The following is a 19,971-nucleotide window of genomic DNA, read 5'->3' as shown; positions in this document are numbered from 1 at the left end:
CGTCAGGCGTTCAGGCGGGGTGAGCGGAGGGTGACGGCGCCGCGCGGCGTGTCCAGTTCGACGCAGAGCGGGGCCGCCTCGGCGGACCCGTCGGGGATGACCGCGCGCGGCAGCCATGCGGACAGCGTCGCCGGCCAGCCCGACACGCTCAGCGACCGCAGCACCACGCCGCTCGATGGCAACGCGTCGGTCGGGTGCGCGTCGCCCCACGCGATCAGCGCCGGCACCGCACCTTCGCGCGGGCGCCGGCCGTCGGTGCGCACGCTGATCCTCCAGCGCAGCAGGCCCTGCGGCGTCATGCGCTCGGCGTCCGTCAACTCGCCGCATTCGATGTCGCAGGCACGCAGCGCATCGCGGGTGGCGATGATGTCTTCGCAGCGCATGACCCAGTGCACGAGCTGGGGTCCGGCGCTGGCCAGCGAGCGCTGCAGCGCCGCATCGTCCAGATCGAACCAGCGCGCATGTCCCGTCGGCGCCGGCGCCTCCACGTCGATCGCGATGATCTCGGCATAGGCGCGCGCAAACGTTGCGGAGCCGATGGTGAACACGCGGTTGTGGGTGGCCATGAAGGCGTGCCGTCCGCCGGCCTCGGGCCGCACGCCCAACGTGGCCTCGCACCAGGCCACGCCCTCGGCCAGCGTGCGCGCGGCGATCACGAGGTGGTCGAGCGCGAGCGTCATCGCGTCGCCCGCGCTTACAACGTCAGCTCGCCGTGAATGCAGTCGACGCTGTGCCCGCCGACCCAGACCTGCCCGTCGACACGCTCGATGAACAGGCGGCCGCGGCGCTGCAGGCAGCTGCCCTGCGCGGCCACGTAGCGCTCGGGTGCGGCGCCGCTGGCGATCAACCACTGCGCCAAGCTCGCGTTCAGGCTGCCCGTGACCGGGTCTTCATAGCCCGGCCCTTCGCCGATCAGCGCGCGCACCTCGAACTGCGCGTCGTGGCCAGGCGCATGGGCGCCGACGACGCCGAGCTTGATGCCCTTCAGCGCCGGCCAGTCCGGCCGCAGCGCCAGCACCGCGTCGGCCGAGCCCAAGCGGATCGCGCTCCAGCCTGGGCCGTTGTCGACCCACTGGTGATCGACCACCTCCTCGCCTCGCAGGCCCAATGCCGTGGCGACGCGCGCCAGCAGTTCGTCCTCCAGCGGGCCGCTGCGCACACACGCCGGCGCCGCGAACGCGAGCCGCGCGCCGCCACGCCGCACGCGGATCAGGCCGGCACTGCACTGCTGCACGACCTCGGCGGCAGCGCGCGCCCTGCCACCGGCGGCGAGCCAGGCATGGCAGCTCCCCAGGGTCGGGTGGCCGGCGAAAGGCAGCTCGCGCTGCGGCGTGAAGATGCGCACGCGGTAGTCGGCGGCCGGATCGGTCGGCGGCAGCAGGAAGGTGGTTTCGCTGAGGTTGGTCCAGCGCGCGAACGCGGCCATCTGCGCATCGGTCAGCGCGTTGGCGTCGTGGACGACCGCGAGCGGGTTGCCGAGCAGCGCGGTGTCGGTGAACACATCCAGCTGCGTGAAGCGAAGCGTGCTCATCGGTCGCCCTTCAACGCCCGCGCCAGCAGCGCCACGCCGCGCTCGATCTCCGCCGGCGACACCGTGACGAACGACAGCCGCAACGTGTTCGGCTTCGGGTCGGCGGCGAAGAACGCGGCGCCGGGCACATAGGCCATGCCGAGGTCGACCGCCTTCGGCAGCAGCGCGGTGGCGTCGACGCCGGCGGGCAATTCGACCCAGAAGAACATCCCCCCGCTCGGCACGTTCCAGCGGCAGCCGGGCGGCAGATGCGCCTCGAGCGCCGCGCGCATCGCATCGCGCTGCTGCTTGTAGCGCGCGCGGATCGTCGGCACGTGGTCGCGCAGGAAGCCGTCGCGGATCACTTCGTGCACGACGCGCTGGTTGAAGCCGGGCGTGTGCAGGTCGGCCGCCTGCTTGGCCTGCAGCAGCTTCGGCATCATCGCCGGCGGCGCGATCACGTAGCCGAGCCGCAGGCCCGGCGCCAGCACCTTCGAGAACGAGCCGAGGTAGACCGTCCCCTCGGGCCAGCGCGACGCGAGCGAGGGCGGCGGCTCGGCGTCGAACCACAGGTCGCCGTACGGGTTGTCCTCGACGATGGGCAGCCCGATCGCGCGGGCCGCGTCGACCAGCGCGGCGCGCCGCGCCTCGCCCATGCAGCGACCGCTCGGGTTCTGGAAGTTCGGCAGCATGTACAGGAAGCGGGCGCCCTTCGCGACGGCCAGGCCGGCGGCCAGCGGGCCGTCGTCGTCGCAGGGTACCGTCACAACCTCGGGTTCGTAGGGTGCGAACGCCTGCAATGCGCCGAGGTAGGTCGGCGACTCGACGGCCACCGTGCTGCCGGCGTCGATCAGCACCTTGCCGACCAGGTCGAGGCCCTGCTGCGAGCCGGTCGTGATCAGCACCTGCGACGCATCGACGCGAAGACCCTGCGCCGCCATCTGCGTGGCGACCCATTCGCGCAGCGGCCCGTAGCCTTCGCTCGCGGCGTACTGCAACGCCTCGCGCGGGCTGTCGCGCAGCACGCGGGCGCTGGCCTCGCGCATCGCGTCGATCGGGAAGCTGTCCGGCGACGGCAGGCCGCCGGCCAGCGAGATGATCCCCGGCCGCTCCGTGACCTTCAGGATCTCGCGGATCACCGACGGGTTCATGCGCTCGGCGCGGCGTGCGAGCTGCCAGGGATTGGAAGAAGGGATCGTCATCACGGAATCCGGGGTTGGAGCGATGGGGAATGAGCCGGCATCTTCTTGCCGACGAACACGACGGCGATCACCGCCAGCGAGAACATCACGGTCACGGCGTCGAGCGTCTCGCCGAGCACCGGCACCGCGAACAGCAGCGCCAGGAACGGCTGCACCAGCTGCACCTGGCTGACGCGCACGGTGCCGCCGAGCGCCAGGCCGCGGTACCACGCGAAGAAGCCGAGCCACATCGAGAACAGCGTGACGTAGGTGAAGCCGCCCCACGCGCTGGCCCGCACCGGCGCCGTCGGCCAGGTCGCGAGCATCGCGGGCAAGGTGAGCGGCAGGCTGAGCACCAGCACCCAGCAGATCACCTGTTCGGCCGGCAGCTCGCCCGCGACACGCGCGCCGGACACGTAGCCCACCGCGGTGAAGAACACCGCCAGCAGCAGCAGCCCGTCCGCGGCGCTGACGTGCCCGGCGCCGCGGTACGTGGCGAACGCGAGCACCATCGCACAGCCCAGGCCGGCGCAGATCCAGAACCCGTTCGACGGGCGCTGGCGGAACCACAGGGCCGCGCCGACCGCGGTCGCCAGCGGCATCAGCCCGGTGACGACCGCCGCGTGCATCGCGTCGACCTGGCGCAGTGCCAGGCTCAGGAACAGCGGGAACCCGACCACCGTGCCGAGCGCCGACGTGAACAGCGCCGGCAGGTGGCGGCGCTGCACGCGTGGCGCGCCCGTGATCCAGAGGTAGCCGATGCTCAGCAGGCCCGCGACGGCGGCGCGGCCGGCGGTCACGAACAGCGGCGGCAGTTGAGGGTCGGCCGCCGGGCCGACGGCCAGGCGGGTCATCGGCAGCGTCATCGCGAAGATCACGACACCCAGCAGGCCGAGCCACAGGCCCCGGGTTTCGTCGTGCGCGGTGGTCGTGCCCATGCCGGCAGTCTACGTCCACACACCAGCACAGAACCAGTACACTTTGGGATACGTCTAGCGCATCTGTATCGGACCTGCCGGCGGCACAAGCCCCATGAACGACGCCGTCACCCTGTCGCTCCCGCTCACGCGCGCGGCCGATACCACGCTGACCGAGCAGCTGGCTGCCCGGTTCATCGAGCGCATCCGGCAACGCCTGCTCCCCCCGGGGCGCGGCTGCCCTCGGTGCGCGAATGCGCCCGTCGCCACCAGGTCAGCCCGCACACCGTGGTCGCCGCCTACGACCAGTTGCTGGCGCTCGGGCTGGTCGAGGCCCGCAAGCAACGGGGGTTCTTCGTGCGGGAATCGACGGTCGCGCGCGCCTCGAGCGTGACCGCACCGTCCGCCGGGCGGGCGCCGGCGATGCCGCTGCCGGTCAGCGCGACGGCGCTGATCCGCGGCATGTTCCAGCCGCCCGGCGCGCGCCCGATGCCAGGCCTGGGCACCCTGCCGGCCGATTGGCTCGACCTGCCGCTGCTGACCGCGGCGCTGCGCAAGGTCAGCAGCAGCGCGCAACTCGGCGCGGTGTCGCTGCAGTATGGCGAGCCGGCCGGCGAATTGCGATTGCGCACAGCCCTGTCGGCCAAGCTCGCGGATTTCGGCGTCACCGCCTCGCCGCAGCAGATCGTCACGACGATCGGCGCCACCCACGCGCTCGACGTGCTGACCCGCACGCTGCTGCGCGCCGGCGACAGCGTGCTCGTCGACGAACCCGGGTGGTCGGTCGAATACGCGCGCCTGGCGGCCCTCGGGATGCGCGTGCTGCCGGTGCCCCGCGGCGACGACGGGCCGGACCTGGTCGCGATGCAGCACCTGATCGACGCGCAGAAGCCGGCGCAGCGGCCCCGGCTGTACGTCACCGTCTCGGTGCTGAACAACCCGACCGGTGCCTCGCTGTCGCTGCAGGCCGCACACCGGGTGCTGCAACTCGCGCAGGCCAACGACCTCCACATCGTCGAGGACGACACCTACGCGCACCTGGCGCCGGCGCACCTGCCGCGCCTGGCCGCCCTCGACGCGCTGGAGCGCACGGTCTATGTCTCGGGCTTCTCGAAGATCCTGGTGCCGAACTGGCGCGTCGGCTTCATCGCAGCCCCGCATGCGCTGGTCGACCGGCTGATCGACACCAAGCTGCTGACCACACTGACCACACCCGGCCTCACCGAACTGGCGCTGGCGCACTGCCTGGAACAGGGCGGCCTGCGCCGCCACACCGAGCGCGTCGCCGACAAGCTCGCCCAGGCGCGCGAACGGGCAATCGCGCTGGTCGAGGCCCACGGTTGCAGCTTCGCGGCGCCACCGCGCGGCCTGTTCGGCTGGGTCGATGTCGGCACCGACACCGAGCGCCTGGCGCAGGTGTTGCTGGACGACTGGTTGATCGCTCCCGGAGCGCTGTTCCACGCCACGCATCGCCCGACGACCCTGATGCGCATCAACTTCGCCACGTCCCACGACCCGCGCTTCTGGCGCGCGCTGGACGCCGCGCGTCGCTGATCCGCCGGCGCGGGTGACCGGTTACATCGCAAGGTCAAAGTCGACGCGAAGTTGCGCGTAAGCAGGGGTTACAGGTGAAAATACCGTCGTGATCAAAGGTGAACTCTTCGATTCGACCATTCCGTTCGGCGAACCCGAACTGTTGAAGGCGAGCTCGTACCAGCGCTACCTCGAGGAACTCGACGCCGACTCGGTGCCGGGCAGCCCCGCGACGCGCCTGTCCCAGCTGAGTTCGTCGCTGCAAGCCGACCTCTGGCGGCATGAACAGCGTACCGGCAGTTACGAGATCGTGGAGGTGATGGCGGCGTGCCTGCGGCACTCGTCCCGCGTCACGGTCCACCTGCAATGCGGCGCCCGGGTGGTGCCATTGACGGTCTTCCCGTACGAGCGCCTCGTGCACTGCCCGATCGACCTGGACGAACTCGTCGAGCGCCACCTGCAGCACCTGCACGTGATGCATCTCGAGCCGGCCACCCTCCGGCCGCCCGGCGATCCGGTGCGCGAGTTGATCGGCGAGCCGCGCCTGTACCGATCGTTGGCCCCGCTGCTGTGGGTGCTCGCGCTGCGCGGCCCGCGTCGCGACCTGCTGCCGGAGATCGCCGGGCCCGCGGTCTACCGGGTCTCGCCGGCGCTCGACCTGGACACCGCGCCGATCAGCGGCAGCCTGCGAGCGGCGATCGAGCGCCTGCGCCTGCAGGCAATGCCCCTCAGCGCCATCGCGGCGTGGCCGGCCTTCGACCGCGAGCGCGCGGCGCGCATGCTCAACGCGCTGTACCTGCAGGCCGGGCTGATCGTCAGCCGCTCGCACCCCGACGCGGTGCGCGAGAGCTGGTTCGGCGGCTGACCGTACCGGGCGCGCTCAGCGCGCGCCGAGTTCTTCCCACCGCTCCATCGCGGCCAGCAGCTCGTCGTCGATCGCCGCAACGCGCGTCTGCGCCTTCATCGCGCGGTCGGCCTCCTTGGCGTAGGACTCGGGCTGAGCGAGGAACGTCGCCAGCTCCTTCTGCTCGGCCTCCAGCGCCTCGATGCGCTTGGGCAGTTCGTCGAGTTCGCGCTGTTCCTTGTAGCTGAGCTTGCGCGCCTTGGCGGCCGGCGCAGCGGGCGCGGGCGCGGCCGGCCTGGCGGCGGGCGGGGTGTCCTTGGCGCGGGCGGCACGGGCGGCCTGCTCGCGGATCGCGTTGGCGCGGTCGCGCTGGATCTTCCAGTCCTCGTAGCCACCTTCGTACTCGCGCCAGCGACCCGGCGCCTCGTCGCCTTCCCAGACGATCGTGCTGGTCACGACGTTGTCGAGGAAGCGGCGGTCGTGGCTGACGAGGAAGACCGTGCCCTTGTACGACTGCAGCAGCTCCTCCAGCAATTCGAGGGTGTCGATGTCGAGGTCGTTGGTCGGCTCGTCGAGCACCAGCACGTTGGCGGGCAGCGCGAACAGGCGGGCCAGCAGCACGCGGTTGCGCTCGCCGCCGCTGAGCGTGCGCACCGGCGAGTTGGCGCGCTCGGGGGAGAACAGGAAGTCGTTCAGGTAGCTCATCACGTGCTTGCGCTGGCCGGCGAACTCGACCCACTCGCTGCCCGGGCTGATCGTGTCGGCCAGTGTCGCGTCCAGGTTCAGCGTGCTGCGCATCTGGTCGAAGTACGCGACCTCGAGCTTGCTGCCCTGGCGGATCTTGCCGCTGTCGGGCTGCAGCTCGCCGAGGATCAGCTTCAGCAGCGTCGTCTTGCCGGCGCCGTTCGGGCCGATCAGGCCGACCTTGTCGCCGCGCAGGATCGTGGCGCTGAAGTCCTTCACGATGACCTTCTCCCCGAAGCGCAACGACACCTCCTTGAGTTCGGCGACGATCTTGCCGCTGGGCGCGCCGGAGTCGACTTCCAGGCGCACCTGGCCGAGCGAATCGCGGCGCTTCTGGCGCTGGTCGCGCAGCACCTCCAGGCGCTGGATGCGCGCGACGCTGCGCGTGCGGCGGGCCTCGACGCCCTTGCGGATCCAGACCTCTTCGGCGGCGAGCAGCTTGTCGGCCCGCGCATTGGCGAGCGCGTCGGACGCGAGCTGCTCTTCCTTCATGCGCTCGTAGGCCGTGAAGTTGCCGGGGTAGCTGCGGATGATGCCGCGGTCGAGCTCGATGATCCGCGTGGCCACGCCGTCGAGGAACGCGCGATCGTGGGTGATCAGCATCACGGCGCCCTTGAAACCGCGCAGCAGCTCTTCGAGCCAGGCGATCGAATCGAGGTCCAGGTGGTTGGTCGGCTCGTCGAGCAGCAGCACGTCGGGCACCGCGACCAGCGCCTGCGCCAGCGCCACGCGCTTCTTCATGCCGCCCGAGAGCTCGCTGATCTCGCGTGTGCCGTCGAGGTGGAGCTGGTGCAGCGTGGTGTCGACCCGCTGCTCCCAGTTCCATGCATCGAGCGCCTCGATGCGGGTCTGCAGCGCGTCGAGATCGACGCCGTCGGCGTGTTCCTCGTAGGCCTGGCGCGCATCACGCGCCTCGGCCACGCCCTCGCTGACCGCCTCGTAGACGCTGTGCCCGGGCTCGAAAGTCGGCTCCTGCGGCACGTAGCAGATGCGCACGCCCTGTGTCATCTGAAGCAGCCCGTCGTCGAGCTTCTCCAGCCCGGCGATGATCTTCAGCATCGACGACTTGCCGGCGCCGTTGCGACCGATCAGGCCGAGCCGCTCGCCGATCTCGAGCGAGAACGCCGCGTTGTCGAGCAGGGCCACGTGGCCGAAGGCGAGGTGGGCGTTGGAGAGGGAAAGAATGGCCATGGGGTCACGCGTGTGCCGCCGCGCATCACGCGCGCACGACTCTCAGGGAAAACGCGGATTATCCCCGTGACTCAGTTCTTCAGCGCGGACTCCAGCGCATCGACGAACATCTTCGCCACGTCGAACCCGCTCTGCTGCGTGATTTCCTGGAAGCCGGTCGGGCTCGTGACGTTGATCTCGGTCAGGCAATCGCCGATCACGTCGAGGCCGACCAGCAGCAGCCCGCGCTTCGCGAGCACCGGACCGATGGCCTCGGCGATCTCGCGGTCGCGGGCGCTCAGCGGCTGCGCGACGCCCTTGCCGCCGACCGCCAGGTTGCCGCGGATCTCGCTGCCCTGCGGGATGCGCGCGAGCGCGTGCGGCACCGGCACGCCGTCGATCACGAGGATGCGCTTGTCGCCCTTGACGATCTCGGTCAGGTACTTCTGCACCATCACGGTCTCGGCGCCGCCCTTGTTCAGCGTCTCGGTGATGCTGCCGAGGTTCAGGCCGTCGGGCCCGACACGGAAGATGCCCATGCCGCCCATGCCGTCGAGCGGCTTCAGGATGATGTCCCGGTGCTCGGCGTGGAAGCGCTTGATGTCCGCTTCGCTGCGCGTCACCAGCGTGGGCCCGATGAACTGCGGGAACTCGAGGATCGCGAGCTTCTCGGGGTGGTCGCGCAGCGCGCGCGGGCTGTTGAACACACGCGCGCCCTCACGCTCGGCCTGGCCGAGCAGGTGGGTGGCGTAGAAGTATTCGCTGTCGAACGGCGGGTCCTTGCGCATCACAACCGCGTCGACATCGGCGAGCGCGGTCACCTGCGGCTCGCCCTGCGGCTTGAACCAGTCGTAGGCGTCACCGGTGAGCGTGAACGCCCGCAGCGGCGCGCTGACCCGGCCGCCGCGCTGCCACATCACGTCCTGCGGCTCGCAAGCGAGCAGTTCATGGCCGCGCGACGCGGCCTCGCGCATCATCGCGAAGGTCGAGTCCTTGTAGGTCTTGAAGGTGTCGAGCGGATCGGCGACGAAGAGCAGTTTCATGATCGGAGACGGGAGGCGCGGGGCCGCCACTGTTGCACAAAAAGCGCCAGCGCGCCGGCGACGACGCCCCAGAACGCCGAGCCGATGCCGGCCAGGCTCACGCCGCTGAGCGTCACGAGGAAGGTGATCAGCGCGGCCTCGCGGTACGCGTCGTCGGCGAGCGCCACCGCCAGCCCGCCGCCGATGCTGCCGAGCAGCGCCAATCCCGCGATCGCGACGACGAGTTCGCGCGGGAACGCGGTCAGCACGCCCGTCACCGCGGCACCGAACAGGCCGACGATGCAGTACAGCACGCCGCACGCGACTGCGGCCATGTAGCGTCTGTCCGGGTCGGGATGCGCCTCGCGGCCCATGCAGATCGCCGCGGTGATCGCCGAAAGGTTCAACGCAAAGGCACCGAACGGCGCGAGCACCAGTGTCGCCACGCCGGTCAGCGTGATGATCTTCGAGATCGGCATGTCGTATTTCGCGGCCCGGATCGCCGCGACGCCCGGCAGGTTCTGCGAGGCCATCGTCACGACGAACAGCGGCAGCGCCAGGCTCACCGTCGCGCGCCACGTGAATTCGGGGCTCGTGAACACCGGCAAGGTCAGTCCCCACTGCACGCCGCCCAGATGCAGCCGGCCTTCGACCGCGGCATAGCCGATCCCGACCAGCAGCACCACCGGCACCGCGTAGCGCGCCCACAGGCGGCGCCCGACCAGGTAGGCCAGCAGCATCGCCAGCACGAGGCCGAAGGCCGATTTCAGCGCGACGAACGCATCGAGCCCGAAGCGCGTCAGCACGCCGGCGAGCAACGCGCTGGCGATCGGCATCGGGATGCGGCCCAGCAGCTTCTCGAACCAGCCGGTCACGCCGAACAGCGTGATCAGCGCCGCGCAGGCGATGAATGCCGCGGTCGCCTCCGCCATGCCGAAGCCGCCGGCGACACCCGCCGTCGCGAGCACCGCCGCGCCCGGCGTGCTCCACGCCACCATCACCGGCTGGCGCAGCCACAGCGACGGCAGCGCGGTGCACAGCCCCATGCCCAGGCCGAGCGCCCACATCCACGAACTGATCTGCGCCGGTGTGGCACCGAGCGCGGTCGCGGCCGAGAACACGATCGCGACCGAACTGGTGAAGCCGACGAGCACCGCGACGAAACCGGCCGTCGCCGCCGAGAGGGAGAGATCTTGGAGAGGCGAGCGCATCGGAAGGAGGATAGCGTCGGCCCGAACGGCCGGATCGTGGCGCCGCGCGGCGCCGCCGCCGGGTCAGATCTCGACCTTGGACCCCAGCTCCACCACCCGGTTGGTCGGCAGGCTCAGGAAGTCGGCCGCGGCGGCGGCGTTGCGGTGCATGCTGGCGAAGAGCTTCTCGCGCCAGTCGGCCATGCCGCCGCCGATCGTCGGCATCACGATGTCGCGCGACAGGAAGTACGAGGTGTCCATCTCGTCGATCACGCAGCCGCGACGCTCCAGCAACGCCAGCGCCTCGGGCACGTCCGGCTCGTTCTTGAAGCCGAAGTTCAGCGTGACCTGCCAGCAGTCGTGGCCGAGCGCTTCCATCTCGCAGCGCTTGTCGAAGCCGATCCACGGCACCTCGTGCTGCTTGACGGTGACGAACAGGTTGGTCTCGTGCAGCACCTTGTTGTGCTTGAGGTTGTGCAGCAGCGCATTCGGCGTGATGCCCTGGTCGCTGACCAGGAACACCGCGGTGCCCTGCACGCGGGTCGGCGGGCTCACGAACACCGCCTCGAGGAAACTCTTCAGGTCGATCGCGTCCTCGCGCAGCCGGGCCGACATGAGCTTGCGGCCCTGCTTCCAGGTCATCATCAGCGTGAACATCACGCCGCCGATCGCGACCGGGAACCAGCCGCCGTCGAACACCTTGACCACGTTGGCGCTGAAGTAGACGAAGTCGACGATGAAGAAAAAGAAGGTCGCGCCGAAACACAGCGACCACGGGTACTTCCAGCCGTAGCGGATCACGAAGAAGGTCATCGTGGTCGTGATCAGCATGTCGATCGTCACGGCAATGCCGTAGGCCGCGGCCAGCTTAGTGGTCGAGCCGAACACCACGACCGCGATCACGATGCAGACGTACAGGCTCCAGTTGATGAACGGCACGTAGATCTGGCCGGCCTCGCGAACGGAGGTGTGCAGGATGCGCAGCCGCGGCAGGTAGCCGAGCTGCGTGGCCTGCTTGGTGACCGAGAACGCCGCGGTGATCAGCGCCTGCGACGCGATGACCGTGGCGCAGGTGGCCAGCACGATCAGCGGGAACAGCGCCCACTCGGGCGCCATCTCGAAGAACGGGTTCTTCACGCGACTGGGGTGCTCGAGCAGCATCGCGCCCTGGCCAAAGTAGTTCAGGACCAGTGCCGGCATCGCCAGGCTGAACCAGGCCAGGCGGATCGGGCGCTTGCCGAAGTGGCCCATGTCGGCGTACAGCGCCTCGGCGCCGGTCACGCACAGCACGACCGAGCCCAGCGCGATGAACGCGACGCCCGGGTTGCCGACCAGGAAGATCAGCGCGTAGTGCGGGCTCAGCGCCCACAGGATCGCCGGGTTCTCGGCGATGTGGATCACGCCGAGCAGCGCCAGCACCAGGAACCACGTCACCATCACCGGGCCGAACATCTTGCCGACGCTGGCGGTGCCGTGGCGCTGCACCATGAACAGAGCCGTCAGCACCATCAGCGTGATGGGGATGACGTACTTGTGCAGCGCCGGCGCCGCCACCTCGAGGCCTTCGACCGCCGAGAGCACCGAGATCGCCGGGGTGATCACGCCGTCGCCGAAGAAGATCGCGGTGCCGAAGATGCCCAGCAGCAGCAGCTTGCGGCGCAGCGCCGGCCGACCGCGCACTGCCGTCGAAGCGAGCGCCAGCATCGCGATCAGGCCGCCCTCGCCGTTGTTGTCGGCGCGCAGGATCAACGCCACGTACTTGATCGAGACGACGACGGTCAGGGTCCAGAACACCAGCGACAGCACGCCGTAGATGTTCTCGGCGGTCAGGATCACGTGGCCGTGCGCGAACACCTCCTTCAGCGCGTAAAGCGGGCTGGTGCCGATGTCGCCGTAGACGACCCCGATGGCGGCGAGCATGAGCCCGGCCATGCCGGACTTGTGGGACGAGGAAGAGGAGCTCAAGCGGACTGCCGGAAATTCTTGTCGGGTGATTGTGCGCCCACGGCAGCGCCCAAAACGTCACGGGCCGTCGTCAGATCTGTACCTTGGTGCCGAGCTCGACCACCCGGTTCGGGGGCAGGTTCAGGAAGTCCGCGGCCGATGCGGCATTGCGGTGCATGCTGGCATACAGCTTCTCGCGCCAGGGGGCCATGCCGGCGCCCAGCGACGGAACGATCGTCGCGCGCGAGAGGAAGTACGAGGTCGTCATCGGGTCCAGCTCGAAGCCGTGGCCCTGCAGCAGCTCGAGCGCGGCAGGCACGTCGACGTCGTTCTTGAACCCGAAGTTCAGCGTGACCTCCCAGCAGCCCTTGCACAGCTGGCGCGCGCGCGCCCGTTCCGCGAACGGCACCCATGGCACGTCGTGGGTGTGCACGGTGACGAACAGGTTGAGTTCGTGCAGCACGTTGTTGTGCTTCAGGTTGTGCAGCAGCGCGGTGGGCGTCAGGTCGGCGACCGCGTTCATGAACACCGCGGCACCGGGTGCGCGCATCGGCGGGTCGGACAGCACGCTTTTCAGGAAGGGCTGGAGTTCGATCGCGTCGGCGCGCAGGCTGGCCGACAGCAGCTCGCGGCCGCGCGCCCAGGTGACCATGCCGGTGAAGATCAGCGTGCCGATCACCAGCGGGAACCAGCCGCCCTGCACGATCTTCAGCAGGTTGGCCGAGAAGAAGACCACGTCGATCGCGAAGAAGAAGCCTGTGGCCAGCAGTGCCGGCAGCAGGCTGAATTTCCAGGCGTAGCGCAGCACGTAGAACGTCAGCAGCGTGGTGATCAGCATCGTGCCCGTCACCGCGATGCCGTAGGCCGCGCCGAGCGCGGTCGAGGAGCCGAAGCCGTGCACCGCGGCGATGACCGCGACCAGCAGCGCCGCGTTGACGGCCGGCACGTAGATCTGCCCGGCCTCCTTGGCGGAGGTGTGGACGATGCGCATGCGCGGCAGGAAGCCGAGTTGGATCGCCTGCTTGGTCATCGAGAACGCGCCCGAGATCACGGCCTGCGAGGCGATCACCGTCGCGGCGGTCGCCAGCAGCACCATCGGCACCAGTGCCCAGCCCGGGAACATGCGGAAGAACGGGTTCTCGATGGCCGTCGGGTGCGCGAGCAGCAGCGCGCCCTGGCCGAAGTAGTTGAGCGCCAGCGCCGGGAGCACGAAGGCGAACCAGGACAGCCGCACCGGTCCGGCGCCGAAGTGGCCCATGTCGGCGTACAGCGCCTCGGCACCCGTCAGTGCGAGCACGACCGAGCCGAGCGCGATGAACGCCAGCCAGCGGTGATGCAGCGCAAACGCCAGCGCTTCGAGCGGATTCAGGGCCGCGAGGATCGCCGGCGCCTCGAGCAGGTGGAAGAGACCCATGCCGGCCAGCACCGCGAACCACACGACCATCACCGGCCCGAACACCTTGCCGATGCCGGCGGTACCGTGCTTTTGGAGCAGGAACAGCGCGATCAGCACCGCCACCGCGATCTCCTCGACATACGGCGTCAGCCACGGCGTCGCGAGCTTCAGCCCCTCGATCGCCGAGAGCACCGAGATCGCCGGCGTGATCACGCCGTCGCCGTAGAACAGCGCGGCGCCGAACACGCCGATCAGCAGCAGCCCGGCACGCAGGCGCGGCCGGTCGGACACGGACGAGGCGGCCAGCGACAGGAGGGCCATGATGCCGCCTTCGCCGTGGTTGTCGGCGCGCATGATCAGGGTCACGTACTTCAGCGTGACGACCACCATCAGCGACCAGAAGATCAGCGAGACGATGCCCGTCAGGTTGGCCGGCGTCAGCGCCAGGCCGTTGGCGGGGTCGAACACCGTCTGCATCACGTACAGCGGGCTCGTGCCGATGTCACCGTAGACAACGCCGAGTGCGCCGAGGGTCAGCGCCGCGGTGCGCGCCGGGCCGGGTTTGCTTTTCACGGGATGGGGCCGCGGCGGCGCGACGGACTTACTCGTAGACCTCGGCGTTCGGGTCGGTCGCTTCGAGCTCGTAACTGGCGGCCACCATGGCCAGGCGCGCGATCACGCCGTACATGTAGAAGCGGTTCGGCGCGCTCGCGCCGGGCTTGGCGCCGGGCTTGGGCAACTGGTTGTGCTCGGCGAACGCGAGCGGCGCGAAGTGCGCGCCCGGGGCGTTCAGGTTCTCGTCGATGCCGCGCTCGGCATTGACGCGGTAGAAGCCGCCGACCACGTAGCGGTCGATCATGTAGACGACCGGCTCGGCGACCGCGTCGTTGACGCGCTCGTAGGTCGGCACGCCTTCCTGCAGGATGACCTCGTGGACCTCGCGGCCGTCCTTGCCGACGCTCATCTTGTTGCGCGTGCGGCGCGACAGGTCGGCCAGGTCCTTCGGATCGCGCACGGTCATGATGCCCATGCCGTAGGTGCCGGCGTCGGCCTTGACGATGATGAACGGCTTCTCCTGGATGCCGTATTCCTTGTACTTGCGGCGCACCTTGCCGAGCAGCGCCTCGGCGTTGGTCATCAGGCATTCGTCGCCGGTGCCGTCCTCGAAGTTGACCTCGCCGCACTTGGTGTACATCGGGTTGATCAGCCACGGGTCCATGCCCAGGAGCTTGGCGAACTTCTTCGCGACCTCCTCATAGGCGTGGAAGTGGTTGGTCTTGCGCCGCATCGCCCAACCGGCATGCAGCGGCGGCAGCAGATACTGCTCGTGCAGGTTCTCCAGCACCTTCGGCACGCCGGCCGAGAGGTCGTTGTTGAGCAGGATCGTGCACGGGTCGAAGTTCTTCAGGCCGAGCCGGCCCCGGGTGCGCAGCAGCGGCTCGAGCGTCAGCGTGCTGCCGTCCGGCAGCGCGAGCTCGGTGGGCTGGGTGATGGTCTCGTCGAGCGTTCCCAGGCGCACGTTGAGGCCGGCCATGTGGAAGATCTGCATGAGCCGCTGCACGTTCGCGAGGTAGAACGTGTTGCGGGTGTGCTTCTCGGGGATCAGCAGCAGGTTCTTGGCTTCGGGGCAGATCTTCTCGATCGCGGCCATCGCGGCCTGCACGGCCAGCGGCAGCATCTCGACCGTCAGGTTGTTGAAGCCCCCGGGGAACAGGTTGGTGTCGACCGGCGCCAGCTTGAAGCCGGCGTTGCGCACGTCGACCGAGGTGTAGAACGGCGGCGTGTGCTCCATCCACTCGAGCCGGAACCAGCGCTCGATCGCGGGCAGCGACTCGAGGATGCGCTGCTCGAGTTCGTTGATCGGGCCGTTCAGGGCGGTGATGAGGTGGGGAACCATGGTGGGATTCTAGGCATCTGGGGGCGCCCATCGCGCCACGCAACCCGCGGCGCCAACGAAAAAGGGCCGCCTCGCGGCGGCCCCCGGTCACGCGCGACGCGCGTCAGTTGTGGTACGCGGTCTCGCCGTGGGCGCTGATGTCCAGGCCCTCGCGCTCGTCTTCCTCGTTGACACGCAGGCCGATGACCTTGTCGACGATGAAGTAGGCGACGATCGACACGACACCCGACCAGACGACGGTCAGCAGCACCGCCTTCAGCTGGATCCAGACCTGCGCGCCGATCGCGTTGGAGGTGACCGAGGCCGTGACCCAGTCGCCCACCAGCCCCGGGCCGCCGAGCGATTGCGCATTGAACACGCCGGTCAGCAGCGCGCCGACGATGCCGCCGACACCGTGCACGCCGAACACGTCGAGCGAGTCGTCCGCGCCCAGCATCTTCTTCAGGCCCGTGACACCCCACAGGCAGGCGAAGCCGGCGATGAAGCCGACGACGATCGCGCCCATCAGGCCGACGTTGCCGGCCGCCGGCGTGATCGCGACCAGACCGGCGACCGCACCCGAGGCCGCACCCAGCATCGAGGCCTTGCCCTTCATCAGCATTTCGCCGAGGCACCAGGCCAGCACCGCCGCGGAGGTGGCGCTGAAGGTGTTCATGAAGGCCAGGACGGCGCTGTTGCCGGCTTCGAGCGCCGAGCCGGCGTTGAAGCCGAACCAGCCGACCCACAGCAGCGAAGCACCGACCATCGTCAGCGTCAGCGAGTGCGGCGTGAACGCCTCCTTGCCGTAGCCGACGCGCTTGCCGATCATGTACGCACCGACCAGACCGGCGACGGCCGCGTTGATGTGCACGACCGTGCCGCCTGCGAAGTCGAGCGCGCCCATCTGCCACAGGTAGCCGGCCTTCGCGTTCATCGCGTCGACGACTTCCTTGCCGGTGTACGCGTCCGGGCCCATCCAGAACCAGACCATGTGCGCGATCGGCGCATAGCTGAAGGTGAACCACAACACCATGAACGCGAGCACCGCGGAGAACTTCGCGCGCTCTGCGAACGCTCCGACGATCAGGCAGCAGGTGATGCCGGCGAAGGTCGCCTGGAAGGCGGTGAACAGCATTTCAGGGATGTAGACGCCCTTGCTGAACGTCGCCCCCATCGCGAACGTACCGGTCGCAGGATCGAACAGCCCCTTCAGGAACAGCCGGTCGAAGCCGCCGATGAACGCGTTGCCTTCGGTGAACGCCAGGCTGTAGCCGTACACGCACCACAGCACGACGATCATCGAGAACGTGACCATCACCTGCATCAGCACCGACAGCATGTTCTTGCTGCGCACCAGGCCGCCGTAGAACAGCGCCAGGCCCGGCACCGTCATCATGATGACGAGCAGCGTGGCGACGATCATCCAGGCCACGTCGCCCTTGTTGGCGACCGGGGTCGAGGCGGCGGCGGCCGGGGCCGAAGCCGCATCCGCGCCGGAGGCAGCCGCCGCAGGCGCTGCGGCCGAGGCGGCCTCGGGGGCGGCGGCGGACGCAGCCGCAGGCGCCGAAGCGGCATCCTGCGCCAGCGTGACGCCGGACAGGCCCAGGGCGGCGAAGCCCAGGACCATCGAAGCAATGAGTTTTCTCATGGTTGTAGTTGTCCTGTGCTTCAGAGAGCGTCTTTGCCGGTCTCGCCGGTGCGGATGCGGACCACCTGCTCGAGCGCCGACACGAATACCTTGCCGTCGCCGATCTTGCCGGTGCGCGCCGCGCCTTCGATCGCCTCGATGACCCGGTCGACGATCGCGTCGTCGACGGCGGCCTCGATCTTCACCTTCGGCAGGAAATCGACGACGTACTCCGCGCCGCGGTACAGCTCGGTGTGGCCCTTCTGGCGGCCGAAGCCCTTGACTTCGGTCACCGTGATGCCCTGGACGCCGATGGCGCTGAGGGCTTCGCGGACTTCGTCAAGCTTGAACGGCTTGACGATGGCGGTCACCATCTTCATGGTCGAACCTCTTTCTGATCGGAGAGTGAAAGCAACGGCGGCGCAGCGGCCGCCGACCGGATTACAGGGACTTGGTCAGGGTCGCGATGAAGCGGACCTTGTTGATGTCACCGTAGAAGTCCTTCTTGTTCGCACCGACGACGGCACCGGAGATCGACACGCCCGAGCCGGCGAACTTGCTCAGGTCATAGGTCACGCCGACCTTGTAGTCGTAGTAGTTCGGCACCGAGACGTTGTTGCGCAGGTCGCTCGAGTAGCGCGTGTAGCCGACGTGGGTGTTCAGCGTCAGCGCGTCGACGAGCGGGAAGTTGGCCGACAGGTCGATGTAGCCGGTGTTGCGGCCGCTGTAGGTGCCGCCGCCCCAGCCGAAGTAGTCCTTCGACACCGTGTGGGAGTACTTCAGCGTGGCCGGGCCATAGCTCAGAGCGCCGTAGATCTCGGTCGTGTTGAAGTCGACCGTCTTGTCCTTCTGCGGGTAGTAGTACTGCAGGATGCCCACGTCGTAGGTGAACTCCTTGGTGATCTCGCCCTTGTAGCCGGCGTAGAAGTCCATCTCGACACCCGCGTTCGTGAAGCCGATGCTCGAGTTCCAGTTGCCGATGTAGAAGCCGTTGGCCGACCAGTCGAAACCGCCCTGGACAGCCGGCTTGTTGTTGCCCTGGTCCTGGCCGCGGTACTTGTAGTTGCTGGTCAGGCTGATGTTGGCGGTCAGCGGGAACGGCGCCGCCGGGTCTTCGGCATAGGCCGCGCCGGTCAGGGTCGTGGCGATCGCGAGAAAGAGAATCGACTTGGTCATCGTGGAGCTCCGTTGGGGGTTTTCTGAAGGGATGCCCCGGTTTTGCACGATGTGTGCCAGCGGCCTTGCAGCTCGTTACGGCTGGGCGGACCCGATGGCTGACCTTCTCGTGGGGCTTTTCCGCACCAAAGAGATGCATCCGACTCGACCGCACCAATTCCGCGCATTGGCTGCAGTCGAATGCATGAAAGTGCACGGCTCGCACGCACTTGACACGTCAAAAGCCCGACCTGCGACATTTCGCACCGCGGCGGGAACGGCGAGAACGCGCAACCCGATAGCTTGCCCGGGTCGCATTCCGGGTCCGCCCATGTCCCTGTCCGTCATCCACAGCCGCGCGCTGCACGCCCTCGATGCGGCCGAAGTCACCGTCGAAGTGCACCTGGCCAACGGCTTGCCCAGCTTCACGCTTGTCGGGCTCGCGGACACCGAGGTCAAGGAAGCGCGAGAACGCGTGCGGGCGGCGATCCAGAACAGCGGGCTCGATTTCCCGACCAACAAGCGGATCACTGTCAATCTGGCCCCGGCCGACCTGCCCAAGGAATCCGGCCGCTTCGACCTGCCGATCGCGCTCGGCATCCTCGCCGCCAGCGGGCAGATCGACCCGGCGCGACTCGGCGGCTTCGAGTTCGCCGGCGAACTCTCGCTCGGCGGCGAACTCCGCCCGGTGCGCGGCGCGCTCGCGATGGCGCTTGCGCTGCAGCGTCACCGCGCCGGACCCATGCGTGCGCTCGTGCTGCCGCAGGCGAGCGCGCGCGAGGCGGCGCTGGTGGACGGCCTGGTGATCCACGGCGCCGGGCACCTGCTCGAGGTCGTCGCCGCGATGCGCCCGGCGGGCGACGCGGCGCCGGTCCCGTTGCCACTCGTCGTGGCCAGCCCGCAGCCCACCATTGCGGCCGGCCCCGACCTCCGGGACGTGAAGGGGCAGGCCGGTGCCAAACGTGCGCTCGAGGTCGCCGCGGCGGGCTCGCACAGCGTGTTGATGGTCGGATCGCCCGGCACGGGCAAGTCGATGCTGGCGCAGCGCTTCGCCGGCTTGCTGCCGCCGCTGCCGCATGCACAGGCGCTGGAATCGGCAGCCGTGCTGAGCCTGGCAGGGGCGTTCGCACCCGAACGTTGGGGCCGGCGCGTGCTGCGCACCCCGCACCACACCGCGTCGGCCGCGGCGCTGGCCGGGGGCGGCTCGCCGCCGCGGCCGGGCGAGATCTCGCTCGCGCACCACGGGGTGCTGTTCCTCGACGAGTTGACGGAATTTCGCCGCGGCGCGCTGGAAGCGTTGCGCGAGCCGCTCGAGACCGGGCGCATCGTGATCTCGCGCGCCGCGCGCCAGGCGGAGTTCCCGGCGCGCTTCCAGTTGCTCGCGGCGATGAATCCCTGTCCTTGCGGGCATCTGGGCAGTGCGCTGAACAGCTGCCGCTGCACGCCCGATGCGATCGCGCGCTATCAGGGCAAGTTGAGCGGCCCGCTGCTCGACCGCATCGACATCCAGGTCGAGGTGCCCGCCGTCGCGCCCGAGGCGCTGGCCGCCGCGCCCGACGGCGAGCCGAGCGCCGCGATCGCCGTGCGCGTGCAGGTGGCGCGCGCGCGTGCCCTGGCACGCCAGGGCTGCGTCAACGCCGACCTCGCCGGCGCAGCCCTCGACGCGCACACCGCGCTCGACGAGGCCACCGCTTCGTTCCTCCGCAGTGCCGCGGCGCGCCTCGGCTGGTCGGCGCGCGGCTTTCACCGCGTGCTGCGCGTGGCGCGCAGCGTCGCCGACCTGGCGGCCAGCGAGTCGATCGGCATCGCCCACCTCGCCGAGGCGATCCAGTACCGGCGCGTGCTGGGCGCCGGTTGAACGC

15 protein-coding genes and 1 pseudogene are annotated in these 19,971 nt (G+C 69.3%); 3 read left to right on the top strand and 13 right to left on the bottom strand.

Annotated elements, in window-relative coordinates; genetic code table 11:
* Positions 1-2 precede the first annotated feature (2 nt).
* From ACWH49_RS12400 to ACWH49_RS12385, 4 genes are read right to left on the bottom strand one after another with little or no spacing between them, the layout of a single operon-like run.
* Positions 3-680, bottom strand: coding sequence for a VOC family protein (locus ACWH49_RS12400; protein ID WP_448171751.1), 678 nt, complete (start codon positions 678-680; stop codon positions 3-5).
* Between the two features lie 14 nt (positions 681-694).
* Positions 695-1,531: a PhzF family phenazine biosynthesis protein gene (locus ACWH49_RS12395; RefSeq protein ID WP_448171750.1), complete on the bottom strand. Its 837-nt coding sequence runs from the start codon at positions 1,529-1,531 to the stop codon at positions 695-697.
* Positions 1,528-2,712 carry an aminotransferase-like domain-containing protein gene (locus ACWH49_RS12390; RefSeq protein WP_448171749.1) on the bottom strand — a complete coding sequence of 395 codons (1,185 nt, stop codon included), beginning with the start codon at positions 2,710-2,712 and terminating at the stop codon, positions 1,528-1,530. Before ACWH49_RS12390 ends, ACWH49_RS12395 begins: the two co-directional genes overlap by 4 nt.
* On the bottom strand, positions 2,712-3,629 hold the full coding sequence (locus tag ACWH49_RS12385) for a DMT family transporter (protein WP_448171748.1): 918 nt from the start codon (positions 3,627-3,629) through the stop codon (positions 2,712-2,714). Before ACWH49_RS12385 ends, ACWH49_RS12390 begins: the two co-directional genes overlap by 1 nt.
* Positions 3,630-3,723: 94 nt before the next feature.
* On the opposite strand from ACWH49_RS12385, the pseudogene ACWH49_RS12380 reads away from it, so the two are divergent.
* Together ACWH49_RS12380 and ACWH49_RS12375 are read left to right on the top strand one after the other, a co-directional pair.
* Positions 3,724-5,162, top strand: a pseudogene (locus tag ACWH49_RS12380) (aminotransferase-like domain-containing protein).
* Positions 5,163-5,250: 88 nt separating this feature from the next.
* Positions 5,251-6,006 (top strand): hypothetical protein, encoded by a 756-nt coding sequence (locus ACWH49_RS12375; RefSeq protein WP_235580564.1) that lies wholly within the window; start codon positions 5,251-5,253, stop codon positions 6,004-6,006.
* 15 nt (positions 6,007-6,021) lie between these two features.
* Here the strand turns inward: ACWH49_RS12375 and ACWH49_RS12370 are convergent, their stop codons facing one another.
* The 9 genes from ACWH49_RS12370 to ACWH49_RS12330 form a co-directional block, all read right to left on the bottom strand.
* Positions 6,022-7,920, bottom strand: a complete 1,899-nt coding sequence (locus tag ACWH49_RS12370; protein ID WP_448171747.1) for an ATP-binding cassette domain-containing protein — start codon at positions 7,918-7,920, stop codon at positions 6,022-6,024.
* A 71-nt stretch (positions 7,921-7,991) separates the two neighbouring features.
* Positions 7,992-8,942: a glutathione synthase gene (gshB, locus tag ACWH49_RS12365; RefSeq protein WP_448171746.1), complete on the bottom strand. Its 951-nt coding sequence runs from the start codon at positions 8,940-8,942 to the stop codon at positions 7,992-7,994.
* Positions 8,939-10,132 (bottom strand): benzoate/H(+) symporter BenE family transporter, encoded by a 1,194-nt coding sequence (locus ACWH49_RS12360; protein ID WP_448171745.1) that lies wholly within the window; start codon positions 10,130-10,132, stop codon positions 8,939-8,941. The genes gshB and ACWH49_RS12360 overlap by 4 nt, the downstream gene beginning before the upstream one ends.
* Before the next feature lie 63 nt (positions 10,133-10,195).
* Positions 10,196-12,043: a potassium transporter Kup gene (locus ACWH49_RS12355; RefSeq protein ID WP_448174345.1), complete on the bottom strand. Its 1,848-nt coding sequence runs from the start codon at positions 12,041-12,043 to the stop codon at positions 10,196-10,198.
* Between the two features lie 103 nt (positions 12,044-12,146).
* On the bottom strand, positions 12,147-14,024 hold the full coding sequence (locus ACWH49_RS12350) for a potassium transporter Kup (protein WP_448171744.1): 1,878 nt from the start codon (positions 14,022-14,024) through the stop codon (positions 12,147-12,149).
* Positions 14,025-14,052: 28 nt separating this feature from the next.
* The gene (gshA, locus tag ACWH49_RS12345; RefSeq protein WP_056472402.1) at positions 14,053-15,348 is read right to left on the bottom strand and encodes a glutamate--cysteine ligase; all 1,296 of its coding nucleotides are present in this window, start codon (positions 15,346-15,348) and stop codon (positions 14,053-14,055) included.
* A 103-nt stretch (positions 15,349-15,451) separates the two neighbouring features.
* Entirely contained in the window at positions 15,452-16,975 is a 1,524-nt protein-coding gene (locus ACWH49_RS12340; protein WP_448171743.1) for an ammonium transporter, read from the bottom strand.
* Between the two features lie 20 nt (positions 16,976-16,995).
* Complete coding sequence (locus ACWH49_RS12335; RefSeq protein WP_056472405.1) at positions 16,996-17,334, bottom strand: P-II family nitrogen regulator; 339 nt, start codon at positions 17,332-17,334, stop codon at positions 16,996-16,998.
* Between the two features lie 61 nt (positions 17,335-17,395).
* Positions 17,396-18,130, bottom strand: a complete 735-nt coding sequence (locus tag ACWH49_RS12330) for a TorF family putative porin (RefSeq protein ID WP_448171742.1) — start codon at positions 18,128-18,130, stop codon at positions 17,396-17,398.
* Positions 18,131-18,440: 310 nt separating this feature from the next.
* Here ACWH49_RS12330 and ACWH49_RS12325 point away from each other — a divergent pair, with 310 nt between their 5' ends.
* Positions 18,441-19,967, top strand: a complete 1,527-nt coding sequence (locus ACWH49_RS12325; protein WP_448171741.1) for a YifB family Mg chelatase-like AAA ATPase — start codon at positions 18,441-18,443, stop codon at positions 19,965-19,967.
* Positions 19,968-19,971 lie beyond the last annotated feature (4 nt).

The sequence above is a fragment of the Rhizobacter fulvus genome, assembly GCF_964020785.1.
The sequence above is the reverse complement of the archived record's forward strand: the minus strand, read 5'-3'. Positions and strand labels throughout refer to the sequence as shown.